At 24.7% G+C, this 12,273-nt stretch carries 13 protein-coding genes and 1 other RNA gene; 10 read left to right on the top strand and 4 right to left on the bottom strand.

Annotated elements, in window-relative coordinates; translation table 11 throughout:
* Positions 1–184 precede the first annotated feature (184 nt).
* The 5 genes from RGC78_RS15115 (at position 185) to ssrS (ending at position 4,244) form a co-directional block, all read left to right on the top strand.
* Positions 185–730, top strand: a complete 546-nt coding sequence (locus RGC78_RS15115) for an ECF transporter S component (protein WP_252213711.1) — start codon at positions 185–187, stop codon at positions 728–730.
* Between the two features lie 204 nt (positions 731–934).
* Positions 935–3,220 (top strand): RNA polymerase recycling motor HelD, encoded by a 2,286-nt coding sequence (helD, locus tag RGC78_RS15110; RefSeq protein WP_252213709.1) that lies wholly within the window; start codon positions 935–937, stop codon positions 3,218–3,220.
* A gap of 108 nt (positions 3,221–3,328) precedes the next feature.
* On the top strand, positions 3,329–3,580 hold the full coding sequence (locus tag RGC78_RS15105) for a DUF1292 domain-containing protein (RefSeq protein WP_252213707.1): 252 nt from the start codon (positions 3,329–3,331) through the stop codon (positions 3,578–3,580).
* Positions 3,581–3,593: 13 nt separating this feature from the next.
* The gene (locus RGC78_RS15100) at positions 3,594–3,992 is read left to right on the top strand and encodes a hypothetical protein (protein WP_252213706.1); all 399 of its coding nucleotides are present in this window, start codon (positions 3,594–3,596) and stop codon (positions 3,990–3,992) included.
* A 66-nt stretch (positions 3,993–4,058) separates the two neighbouring features.
* A non-coding RNA gene (gene ssrS / locus RGC78_RS15095) (6S RNA) lies at positions 4,059–4,244 on the top strand.
* Between the two features lie 335 nt (positions 4,245–4,579).
* On the opposite strand, the gene RGC78_RS15090 is transcribed toward ssrS, so the two are convergent.
* Complete coding sequence (locus tag RGC78_RS15090; protein WP_252213704.1) at positions 4,580–4,795, bottom strand: hypothetical protein; 216 nt, start codon at positions 4,793–4,795, stop codon at positions 4,580–4,582.
* 433 nt (positions 4,796–5,228) lie between these two features.
* Between RGC78_RS15090 and RGC78_RS15085 the strand changes: the two genes are divergently transcribed.
* The 3 genes from RGC78_RS15085 to RGC78_RS15075 all read left to right on the top strand — a co-directional run bounded on the left by RGC78_RS15085 (position 5,229) and on the right by RGC78_RS15075 (position 7,820).
* Positions 5,229–5,417 (top strand): DUF896 domain-containing protein, encoded by a 189-nt coding sequence (locus RGC78_RS15085; protein WP_252213702.1) that lies wholly within the window; start codon positions 5,229–5,231, stop codon positions 5,415–5,417.
* A 15-nt stretch (positions 5,418–5,432) separates the two neighbouring features.
* Positions 5,433–6,347, top strand: coding sequence for an HPr(Ser) kinase/phosphatase (gene hprK, locus RGC78_RS15080; protein ID WP_252213700.1), 915 nt, complete (start codon positions 5,433–5,435; stop codon positions 6,345–6,347).
* Between the two features lie 81 nt (positions 6,348–6,428).
* Entirely contained in the window at positions 6,429–7,820 is a 1,392-nt protein-coding gene (locus tag RGC78_RS15075; RefSeq protein WP_252213698.1) for an aminopeptidase, read from the top strand.
* A 140-nt stretch (positions 7,821–7,960) separates the two neighbouring features.
* Here RGC78_RS15075 and RGC78_RS15070 read toward each other — a convergent pair whose 3' ends face one another.
* Together RGC78_RS15070 and RGC78_RS15065 are read right to left on the bottom strand one after the other, a co-directional pair.
* On the bottom strand, positions 7,961–8,794 hold the full coding sequence (locus tag RGC78_RS15070; RefSeq protein ID WP_252225396.1) for a PHP domain-containing protein: 834 nt from the start codon (positions 8,792–8,794) through the stop codon (positions 7,961–7,963).
* Positions 8,795–9,020: 226 nt separating this feature from the next.
* Positions 9,021–9,506, bottom strand: coding sequence for a DUF4883 family protein (locus RGC78_RS15065; protein ID WP_252213694.1), 486 nt, complete (start codon positions 9,504–9,506; stop codon positions 9,021–9,023).
* Between the two features lie 247 nt (positions 9,507–9,753).
* On the opposite strand from RGC78_RS15065, the gene RGC78_RS15060 reads away from it, so the two are divergent.
* Positions 9,754–10,773, top strand: coding sequence for a pyruvate kinase (locus RGC78_RS15060; protein ID WP_252213692.1), 1,020 nt, complete (start codon positions 9,754–9,756; stop codon positions 10,771–10,773).
* Positions 10,774–10,997: 224 nt separating this feature from the next.
* On the opposite strand, the gene RGC78_RS15055 is transcribed toward RGC78_RS15060, so the two are convergent.
* Positions 10,998–11,891: a DUF5685 family protein gene (locus tag RGC78_RS15055; protein WP_252213690.1), complete on the bottom strand. Its 894-nt coding sequence runs from the start codon at positions 11,889–11,891 to the stop codon at positions 10,998–11,000.
* A gap of 323 nt (positions 11,892–12,214) precedes the next feature.
* Between RGC78_RS15055 and RGC78_RS16170 the strand changes: the two genes are divergently transcribed.
* A partial coding sequence (locus tag RGC78_RS16170; protein WP_350339625.1) for a rubredoxin-like domain-containing protein occupies positions 12,215–12,273 on the top strand: 59 nt, incomplete at its 3' end.

Below are 12,273 nucleotides of genomic sequence, written 5' to 3'. Positions count from 1 at the left end.
ACAAGCAGTAAATGTGACAATACTCATTAAGGATTCTCAAAGTCCAATTACAATGCCACTTTACCTATTGCATATATCAACACACATTTAAAACAGATCCTTAAATAAAAAACTTAAAAACTAAGTTTACATAAGCAACATATAATAGTATACTAATGTATATACACCAAAAGGGGGATTTGTGATGAATAATAAAATTAAACAAATGGTTTATGCAGCATTATTAACTGCATTAGCGATAATAATACCTATACAATTTGGATTCTTAAAGATAGTAATGCCACCATTTACTGCTACATTAGCTTCTCATGTACCAATGATGCTAGCAATGCTTATATCGCCAGCGGTATCTATAGTAGTAGGGATTGGTTCAACACTAGGTTTTTTAATGTCAGGTATGCCAATGGTAGTAGTATTTAGAGCAGCAACACATATACTTGTAGGATATGTTGGAGCTAAAATTATTATGAAAAGTAAAAATTATAAAAAAGCTACAATGATTACAGCACCTGTTCACGGTATAGCAGAAATGATAGTTGTAATCCCATTTATAGGACTTGATCCTTTTCAATTATTAATAGTTACAGCAGTAGGAACTATTATACATCACTTTATAGATGGAGCAATTGCGTATTCATTAGCAAAAGCTATGTCAAAAGCAAGAAAGACAGACATATATCATGTTTTTGGGGAGTTTTTTGAGTATAAAGATATAAAAGCAAAAATTTAAAACATAATAAGCAATAAAGAGGTATTCTAAAAAGTTTTAGAATACCTCTTTATTCTAGATTTAACGTTTTCACTTTACTTATATATATATAAAAACTCTGTTAAAACAAGCCAATGTTTTTATAATTTACTAAATATACTATATTATTATGATTAATATTTGGATATAATTGATATGTTAAGTTATTTTTATAAGAGGTAAAGTATGAAAAATGAATTATTATATGAAGAAGAAGTATTAGAAGAAAAAAGAAGTTTAATTTTAGAAGAATTAAATGAAAAAAGAATTAATAGAGAAAAAGTAAATGCAAAGATTAGATATTTATCTAAAGAGTCCAAGGGAAGTTATAATGAAGAAAAGGAAACGACTGAAAAGATATATGGTGTATTACAAAAAGATATAGATGGATATGAAGAAGCACTTGAAACACCGTATTTTGGTAGAGTTGATTTTGCAGAAAAATTTGGATTTGAAGAAAATATATATATTGGAAAGAAAGGAATTACTAATAATATAAGAGGTGAAGAAGTTGTAGTAGATTGGAGAGCACCTATAGCTGATTTATATTATAGTGGAACTGGTGGAGAAGCATACTACAAAGCTCCAGCAGGATTAATTGAAGGAAAACTGTTACTTAAAAGAAAGTTTTTATTTGATGAGGGAAAAATTAAAGATATATTTGATGATTCATTAAATGAATTAATGATAAATGGAGAAGAAGGAACAGAACTAGTAGATGAATTTTTAAAAATTAATCTTGAAGAGAGTAGAGGGAAAAAGTTAAAAGAAGTTGTTTCTACTATACAAAAGGAACAAAATGAAATCATAAGATGGCCTAAGAATTTTCCAATAATAGTTCAGGGCTCAGCAGGATCTGGAAAAACCACAATAGCTCTTCATAGATTAGCATATCTTATTTACAGATATAAAGACAGTATGAACGGAGACGATATATTAGTATTAGCACCAAATAAATTATTTTTAGACTATATATCCGAAACATTGCCTAATTTAGGTGCGGAAGAAGTGCAACAAAACACATTTGAAGAACTTGTAAAATCTAAATTTAAGCTTAAAGGAAAAATTTATAGTAAGGATGATAAGCTTAGAGCCATAATGGAAGAAGATGATGATAATAAAAGAAATTTTATAATAAGATCTGCATGTTTTAAAGGCTCTATTGAATTTAAAAATATGATAGATAAATATATTGCATTAGTAGATAGTAGTACAAGAGAGATAGAAGATATAACTATAGATGGATATATTATTTTTGAAAAAAAAGAAATAGTTAAATTATATTTAAAAGATTTAAAATCTTATGCTATAAATAAAAGAAAAGACGAAATTAAGAGATATTTATCTTTGAAAATAAAAGAAAAAATAGAGGTTTTATTGTATTCAATTGATTTTAGATGGGAAAGTAAAATAAAAAATATAAAAAATACTTGTGAAGATTTGGTTGAAAGAAGAAGGCTATTAGTAGAAGAATATGATAAGAGAGATGAAATTAAAAATCATATATTAAAAAATTATAAGAAACAATTTAATGAGTATTTTAAAAATTGGAAAGGTATAGGCGTTAGTGATATATATTATAAATTTTTTACTGACGATCTTTTTGATTTTATAGGACCAGAAGATATTTCTAATGAATTATTAGATTTTATGAAAGCGGATTTTTTAATTAATCATGAAAATAAGATTATTGATGAAGATGATTTAGCACCTCTTTTGTATATAAGAAATTTATTAGAAGGAATTGATGAAAAAGAAAAGTTTAAACATATAGTTGTAGATGAAGCACAAGATTATAGTCCATTTCAAATACATTTAATAAATTCATTTTCTAAAGGTAACTCATTGACTCTAGTTGGTGACTTAGCTCAAGGAATTTATTATTATAAAGGGTTGAAATGTTGGGAAGACATAACTAAAGACTTGTTTAAAGATAAAGCAACTTATGTTCAATTAACTCAAAGCTATAGATCCACAGTAGAAATAATTGATTTTGCAAAGCATACTTTGAAGGCTCAAAAGTTAGGTCTTAAAGATGCAAAAGCTGTATTAAGACATGGAGAAGAGCCAAAAATTATTAAATTTGATGAAAGTGAAAAAAATATTTACAAAATTATAGATAAAATAATTGAAAAAATCAGAGAATTAGGTAAAATTAGTATAGCTATAATAACTAAAGACTCTAAGCAAGCACAAAAAGTAGAAAAGATTTTAAAGAATAACAGTGCATATAAATTTCAACGTATAAAAGGAAAAGAAACTTGCTTTTTAGAGGATAATGTTATAATACCATCTTACTTAACTAAAGGATTAGAATTTGACTGTACAATTATATATAATCCAAGTAAGGAAAATTATCAAAATAATATATTAGATCAAAGACTATTATATGTTATGTTAACTAGAGCGTTACATTATGAATATATTTTAAAGCTTGATTCATTAACTCATTTAATTGAGGAAAATAATTAAAAAAGTATATTCATTAAAAATAAAAGTGCATATAATAATAGCAACTATGGAAGCTTGTTATATGTTATAAACTTATATATTTTATAAAAAAATTAAGAGGTGAACAAAATGGAAGAAAAAGAGATAATGTCTTTTAAAGATGAAACTGGAAATAAGGTTGATTTTGAAGCAATAGCTAGAATTTATTTAGATAAAATAGAATATCTATTACTATCACCAGTTGATGATTCATCAGAAGATGCTAATATTTTTGCATTTAGAGTAGATACAGATAAGGATGGTAAGGAAGAGTTAAATATTGTTGAAGATGATAAAGAATTTGAAGCAATAAAAAAAGAATATAAAAAATTATTATATTAGGAGAGGATAGTAAATGAAAAGTTCTGAGATAATAGATTATTTAGAAAAAAACGGATTATCTGAAATTGAAGAAATAGGTCAAACTGATGAATATGCACTAATTAAATTCTTTTATGATTTTGATAAAGAAGAAATAGATGCAGCTGAAAATTATGCCAATGAAGAATGTGATTTTGATGACGAGAGTGATGAGTGGTACAATGATTTTTATATGCCTTACTTAAAAGATATTGCTATGGATAATATAGAAAGCATAATAGAAGATTCTATGGAAGATTTAGATGTTGAAGGAAAGTATAGGCAAGTAGAAAATGAGACTAGAAATTTGGGATACGTAAAGTTTATAGCAGCATTCGCTAAATGTGATAGTGAAGTAGATTTAGACGAAGTTTTAAATGATTATAATGATTAAAAAAAATAAATAATAGTATAATAATTCTATTGAATTAAAACGAAGTTATGATATAATAAAAGTGTAGTTTTCCTAAGATGTTCGCATAGCTTATTATATTCAACCTACATGACATTTTCGGGATTTGTGACATACTTATGTCTGTCAGGCTTCTCTAAATTAATTTACAGAAGAAGACAAAATTAAGTTGAACTTAACCCACCTGCGAGGCGCAGGTATGAATATGTAAGTAAACGGCATGTTGGGAGCTATTGTTTATGAATTAAAACACCTCATTATGAGGTGTTTTTTTATTCTTTAGTAAATTATAAAAATCTTAAATCTGTGGATAATTTCTAGAATACTATGTTTTAAAGGTGTAGTGAGTACCCCTAAAGAATAAAAAATAATCATATGTAAAAAATGTAAAATTCAATTATAGATAATTTAAAGTATAGATTAATTTATAAATAAAGAGTGAATTTAATAATAATAAGTCATTGATTACTAGATTGGAATTAATATTCTAAATACTAAATATCAATGACTTATTAATTTAATATAAAAGTTAATTATTAAAGAGAGTAATAATAATTTTTATAGTTAAATTAAGCAATTGCTAATCTAACCATATCTAATTTATATTTTTGGTGTTTATGTTGTAGAGAGAGTATTTTTTGATATTTTGCAATATGCTTGTCTAAATTTTTAGATAAAACAATCATTAAAGTGTTTCTTGGATTAAACCAAACTAATAAGAAATTAAGCAATTTTTTTCTAATGATAATTTTTCTTTTTAATTTTAGCAAATCTTTAATTTTCAATTATATCACCTCTTATATTATTTATTATTAAACTAATAACACATGTATACTTTCTTAAGCAGTAAATTGAATTTTAGGTCAATTAAGTAATTTATGTAAATTAATTATAAACAAAATGTAGCCTTTTGTAAAAAGATTTCGCTATACAATTACCGACATTAATTACCAAGAAAATGAGGTTTAAATACACAATATTACAAAAATAGAAATAAAGTACAAAAAAAGAAATAAATTCAAGAAAAAAATTATCTTAAAAATTTACAGAAAAAACTAAAAAATGTATATTTTCAAAGCAATTTATAATGATCAGTATAATAAATATGTTTAAAATTACACAATAAAATAAAAAATAATGTCGTAAGTTTTTTTGTTGATTATATTTTTAAAAATAGGTAAAATTAGTGATATAGAAAGAGAAAGGATGTATTTTAAAGTGAAGATTGAAAATATGAAAATAGAAGAAGTAATAGAACAAATTAATTTATTATATAAGAAAAGTAAAGAGGCAAGTTTAACAGAAGAAGAGAAGGAGTTACAACAAAAATTAAGAAAAAGATACATAGATAATGTAAAGAAAAACTTTAGAGCTCAATTAGATGGTATAGAACTGAAAAATAAATAAAAGGAATGATGGAGAGTGGCGGTTTCGGTTAAAAGATTGATAAATGATTTTGATTTAGAAGTATTAGTTGAAGGAAATGAAGATATAAAAATCGAAGTAAATGATGTAAATAGACCAGGCTTACAATTAGCAGGATTTTATAACTACTTTGCTCCAGAAAGAATACAAATTATAGGTAAAGCTGAATGGAGCTTCTTACAAGATATGCAAATTGAAGTAAGAAAGAAAAGAGTTAAAAAATATTTAAGCTTTAATATAACTTGTTTAATAATAAGTAGAGGTTTAGAGCCACATGAAGAATTTATTAAAGAAGCAAGAAAGAATAATATATGGGTATTAAGAAGTAAGTCTGTAACAACAAAACTTATAAGTAAAATAACACTATATCTAGCAGATAAATTAGCTCCAGAAACTAGATTACATGGGGTATTAGTTGATGTTTCAGGAATTGGAATATTAATAACTGGAGAAAGTGGTATAGGAAAAAGTGAAACAGCCTTAGAACTTATAAAAAGAGGTCATAGATTAATCACTGATGATGCTGTTGATATTAGAGAAAGTGATGGAACATTGATAGGAAGTTCACCTAAGATAACAATTGGTATGTTAGAAGTAAGAGGAATAGGAATTATTGATGTTACTCAACTTTATGGATTAAGTTCTGTATTAGAAGAAAAAGAAATAAAACTAATAATGCATTTTGAACACTGGAAAGATGACAATGATTATGATAGATTAGGAATAGACAATCAATATATGGACATATTAGGAATTCCTGTAAAAAAATTAACTGTACCAGTTAGACCAGGAAGAAATATTGCTGTAATAATAGAGGCAGCAGCAGTTAACTACAGATATTCATTGATGTCTAAAGTATCTCCTGTTGATATAATAGAAAATAGAATGAGTTCAGTAAGTGATGAAGCTTAAAATTTAAACTAAGTTTATTTAAATATATGATAAGTTTTCTTTAAAGTAAAATTTATCAAAAGAGAGAAGAGAGGATTAAATATGAAATCAGAAAAAAACAACAAGAATGTATGGAATAAGTATGAGGAAAAGGGAGTAAAAGAAATCTTTGATTTTTGTGATGGTTACAAAAATTTCATGTCTATATGTAAGACTGAAAGAGAATGTGTAAAAGAAGTTATTAAGATGGCAGAAAGTAACGGTTATAAAAACATAGATGATATAATAAAAAATGGAGAAACTTTAAAAGCTGGAGATAAAGTATATGCTAATAATAAAGGAAAAACTATTGCTTTATTTATTATTGGTAAAGAATCTATGGAAAAGGGACTTAAAATTTTAGGCGCTCATATTGATTCACCTAGATTAGATGCAAAGCAAAATCCACTTTATGAAGATAATGAAATGGTATTATTAGATACTCATTATTATGGTGGAATTAAGAAATATCAATGGGTTACATTACCTTTAGCTCTACATGGAGTGGTAGTAAAAAAAGATGGTTCAATAATTGATATTTGTATTGGTGAAGACGAAAATGATCCAGTTGTTGGAGTATCAGATTTATTAGTACATTTATCTGGAGATCAATTACTTAAAAAAGGAAATAAAGTAGTTGAAGGAGAAGATTTAAATGTATTAGTTGGTAGTATGCCTTTAAAAGGTGAAGAAAAAGACAGTGTTAAAGCTAATATATTAAAAATATTAAAAGAAAAATATGATTTTGAAGAAGAAGACTTTTTATCGGCTGAAATTGAAATAGTTCCAGCAGGAAAAGCAAGAGATTATGGTTTAGATAGAAGTATGGTTATGGCTTATGGTCATGATGATAGAGTATGTTCATATACTTCATTAATGGCTATGTTTGATATTGATGAATGCGATAAGACTTGTTGTTGCCTTTTAGTTGATAAAGAAGAAGTAGGAAGCATAGGGGCAACAGGAATGCAATCTAAATTCTTTGAAAATATAGTTGCTGAAGTTCTTGATAAAGTTGAAGGATTCTCTGATATTAAATTAAGAAGATGTCTTAGCAATTCTAAGATGTTATCTTCTGATGTAAGTGCAGCATTTGATCCAAATTATCCATCAGTAATGGAAAAGAAAAATTCAGCATTCTTTGGTAGAGGTATGGTATTTAATAAATACACTGGTGCTAGAGGAAAATCAGGATGTAATGATGCAAATGCAGAATATATGGCTGAGCTTAGAAGAATAATGGAAAAGCACGATGTTTCTATTCAAACAGCAGAACTTGGAAAAGTTGATGCTGGTGGTGGTGGAACTATCGCATACATTTTAGCTCAATATAATATGGAAGTTATAGATTGTGGAGTAGCACTTTTAAATATGCATGCACCATGGGAATTAGCAAGTAAAGCAGATATATATGAAACTATGAGAGGTTACAGAGCCTTTTTAATAGAAGCATAGAAATAAAAATAGTATAGTTCATATAAAGAGATAGTAATTTTTTGATAAATTTTTAATGGTTTAATTATATAAGGAACTATTCATAATGCTTAAAATGCAATATGAGTAGTTCCTTTTCTGTTTTATTAATTAAGTAATAATTATTTTATATTCAAAGCACTTAAAAAGTTTTCTAAGTAAATTGAAGGCATAGTCATGCTTCCAATATCACCATGTTTTTTGTCATCTTTTAAATTACCATGAAAATCAGAACCACAAGAAATTAATAAGTTATTTTCTATAGCTATGTTTATGAATTTCTCTTCTTCTTCTTTTGTATTTTGAAAATAAAATGCTTCCAATCCATCTAAATTCATTTTTAAAAACTCATCAATTTTGGAATTGCTTATAAGTTTTGGATGAGCTAAAAACACTAATGCATTATATGATTTTAAAAGGCATATACCATCTTTAGTGGATAATTTTAGAGTAGGAACATAAGCTTTACAATCTTTGCCTATAAAGTTTTGGAAGATATATTCGTTATCGTATGGATAACCTGCATTTATTATTGCTCTAGCAATATGAGGTCTAGCTATAGTATCTTTTCCATTAGATAATACGTCATCAAAATTAATTATTATGTTAAATTCAGTTTTAAGTTTTTTAATAATTTCTTTAGCTCTTATAATTCTATGATTTTTAATTTTATTAAGTTCGTTTATTAGTTCAGAATTATTGTAATTATTATCTTTAAAAAATCCAAGTAAGTGAATGCTTTCATTATTATACTGAGTAGATAATTCTATTCCAGGAATAATTTTAACATCTAATTCGTTACCGCATTTTATTCCAGCATCCAATCCTGATAAAGTATCATGATCTGTAATTGCTAAGTAAGAAACAGAATTTTGTTTAGCTCGTTTTACCACTTCAACAGGAGATAATAATCCATCTGAACATGAAGTATGTACATGGAAATCTATTTTATACATATATATAAACTCCTTTCTGTTATATAATTTTAAATTAATTATTTTTATTCTTTAAAAAATTATAAAAACTACATTAACTAGTCTGTACTAAAATATAATTAGAATTAACAATATAATACGATTAATATAAGAATACTATACAATAATTATGAAGATTTTGAAATCATTTTTATAAAATAAGAGGATATTCCAAATTAAAGTTGTTATTTTGAAATATCCATTTATTTTATTTTTCAATAGGCTTAGACTCAGTATGAATGCAGAAATTAAATAAATTATATCCAATAGGTAGATTTTCCATTGATACTATATCTTCTGTATAATTACCATCCCAAGGTGATAAAGTTATAAGATTTGAATTAAAGACTTTTATTAAAAAAATATTATCCTTAAATATTACTTTAATTCTAAAAGGTTCTCTTTCATTAATTGCATCAGAAGTTTCTAAATAATTATCAGTAATTAAACTATTTAAAAAGTTTTCTACTATAAGTTTTTCATCATCAGTAACTTTAATTTCTTTATATAAATTTTTATCAAATACATAAAGTGAAAACTCTTCATTATTTAATACTTTTTTTGTAAGCTGTTCAGTATAATAATGATTATTAGGTTTTTTAGAAAAATTTATGTATTTAGCATTTGATAAACTACAGCCCATCATAATTGTGGTATTTAATAAAATTAGTAAGATAACAATAAATTTTTTCAATGAATAAACCTCCTAAAAATTACTTTTATTTAATAAATTTATTCAAATTAATCATGTTTAGAACTCCAGTTTTTATATTATGAAATTTAAATTAAGGACATATTTTAGTAGAGTGTTGATATATGTATAAGCAAAGCTGTATGGAGTAATTAAATGTAATTTTAAATAAAATAAATTTATTATTGTGATATTTATAATTTTAATGAGTATGAATTATACAAAGAGATAATAATTTAAAGGAGGATATATGCATATTATTGCTACAGTAGGACCTAACATAATGGATAAGAAAGTATTAAAAGATATATTTTATAGCGGGGCAAATTCATTAAGATTTAATTTTTCACATGGTAGTAGTAACGAGTTTTTAGAATATATTGAAATGGCAAAGGCAATAAAAGAAGATGTAGTTATAATATTAGATTTATGTGGAAGCAAAATAAGAGTGTCTAATAAACTTTGTGGTGTATACAAAATATATGACGAGGAAAAAGTTTATTTTTGTGGCGAAGATAAATATAAAAAAGTAAATCAAAAACTAAAAAATAATGATAAAATAGTTCCTTTGAATATAAATAATAATATTTTAATGGAAAATAAGTATGATGAAATAAGTATTAAAGACAATACTATGATATTTAATATATTAGGAGAAGAAGAGGGCTTTTTAAAGGCAATTACTGTAAGAGGTGGAGTTGTAAGAGCTGGCAAAGGATGCAATATAAAGGGTTTTGATAGAAGTAAAATAAAGCTTAACTTAAAAGATAAAGAGGATATCAAATTTGGAATAGAACATAAAGTAGATATAATATGTCAATCCTTTGTTGAAAGTGATGATTGCATAGATGAAATAATAGAATTTGTAAATTTAAATAAAAAAGAAAAGTATAATCCTAAAATATGGGCTAAAATTGAAACTTTAGAGGGAATAAAAAATATAGATAAGATAATAGCTAAAGTAGATGGAATTATGATAGGAAGGGGTGATTTAATAGCTGAAACTTCCATAGAAGATACACCTATATATGAAGAATTTATAATAAAGAGAGTAAAAGAATATACTAATAAGGAAATTATAATAGCGACACACATTTTAGATAATATGAAAAGTGGAAAAATGCCATGTGTAAGTGAAGTGGAAAGTATATATAATTTTATTAAAAATGGAGTTGATGGTTTTTTATTAGCAGGAGAAACTTCTATTGGTAGAGCACCTATAAAAACAGTTAAATTTTTAAAAGACCTAGTAGAAAAGTATCATGGATAAAAAAATATGTAATATATTAAAAGATGGATTAATGTCTATAACATGGATAATTATAATGATAGTTACTTTTCAATTATTGAAAATGGTTTATAAAATGTTTGTTTTAAAATAAATAATTTAGAGTGTAAGATAAACAATTTTGTTTGTTAATAGAATTGTTTATCTTTTTATGTGTGAATTTAATTATAATATAGTCTGCTATCAATTGTTTTTATAGTAAAGTATTAACGTTTATTTAAGAAACAATCTAAGTCTTGTATTACTAGACTATATTTATGGATTAATCCTAATTCGAGTGTATTTTTTAAAATATCTTCATTTTTATATAAAGTAAGTTTAGATAAATTATCTTTACAACAACAAGCACAACTTAAAATTAAAAATTCAATTTTAGGTTTAATAATTTTAATTAGCTCTGTGTAAGTAAGATTATTTTCATTATATAAAAAATTTATAGGGTTAAATTTATTTTTGTTCATGTCATCTTTTAAATCATCTAATGCATCTATAAGATAAATCCATTTACCAAGAGAGTATCCCAAAGTATATAGTGTATTTCTTAAATTATAAGAATCGTCTTTTAAAGTATAGGGATAGTCTTTAAAAATATGTCCGACTAATGTACTAAATGGATCACATATTTCATCTATAGAGTTAAAGTTCTTATTTTTTTCTAAGGAACTTAAAGTATTAAGGTTTGTTTTAATTTTTGTATTAATGGAACTTATTGATTTTGGAAATTTATTTTTATATTGTAATAGAAAAAAAGCTTCTAATTTGCTTTTTAATGAACAGTCATCTTCAGAATCATCTAATAATTTGTAATAATTTAAAGATATATTCATAAATGAAGCATAAGATAAAGATTTATTATCAAACAAAATAGTTCTTTTATAAACAGGATGAAATAAGCATCTAAATTCATTTATATTTATACTATTATCATTTAATGAATCAAATAATATTGCTAGAAATGTCATATCATAATTTAATGTTATTCTAGGAATATTCCCAAAATTTTTTTTGATTTCATGACAGAGTCCGCAATAATAAGATTTAAAAATGTTAAAGTCTTTTACTTTTAATTCGTTTTTTAATGGAGTAACATAACCAAACAAAAAAATGCTCCTTAATAAATTAATATAAGTTCATTATATCACTATTGTAATAAATTTCCATAAAAATAATTGTTATTAAATAAAATTAATCTGTGTTTTAGCACAGTGTTAATATATAAGTAAAGCAAAGCAAAGTAATTAAAGATAAATGGAATATAAAAAATTTCATTTATTTTATTTTTTTTATAAAAAACTCTTTACAAGTAATAATTACTATTATATAATAATAACTGTAGAAGAGATACAACAAAAGAAAAATAAATAGATTAAATATAAAAATTAAAGAGTGTGTATAAATTAAAGAAAACAGGGGGAATTAAATTATGAAAAAATTTGTTTGTACAGTATGTGGTTATGTATATGAAGGAGAAGCAGCTCCAGA

The organism is Clostridium aquiflavi (assembly GCF_031344075.1).
In the GTDB taxonomy this organism is placed as follows: Bacteria; Bacillota; Clostridia; order Clostridiales; family Clostridiaceae; genus Clostridium; species Clostridium aquiflavi.
Note: the sequence above shows the minus strand (reverse complement) of the source record. Positions and strands in the feature narration are given on the sequence as shown.

Bases quoted from the DNA above. Each gene is read 5' to 3' on its own strand.
- RGC78_RS15115 (WP_252213711.1), top strand. From the start codon at position 185: ATGAATAATAAAATTAAACAAATGGTTTATGCAGCATTATTAACTGCA.
- helD (WP_252213709.1), top strand. From the start codon at position 935: ATGAAAAATGAATTATTATATGAAGAAGAAGTATTAGAAGAAAAAAGA.
- RGC78_RS15105 (WP_252213707.1), top strand. From the start codon at position 3,329: ATGGAAGAAAAAGAGATAATGTCTTTTAAAGATGAAACTGGAAATAAG.
- RGC78_RS15100 (WP_252213706.1), top strand. From the start codon at position 3,594: ATGAAAAGTTCTGAGATAATAGATTATTTAGAAAAAAACGGATTATCT.
- RGC78_RS15075 (WP_252213698.1), top strand. From the start codon at position 6,429: ATGAAATCAGAAAAAAACAACAAGAATGTATGGAATAAGTATGAGGAA.
- RGC78_RS15070 (WP_252225396.1), bottom strand. From the start codon at position 8,794: ATGTATAAAATAGATTTCCATGTACATACTTCATGTTCAGATGGATTA.
- RGC78_RS15060 (WP_252213692.1), top strand. From the start codon at position 9,754: ATGCATATTATTGCTACAGTAGGACCTAACATAATGGATAAGAAAGTA.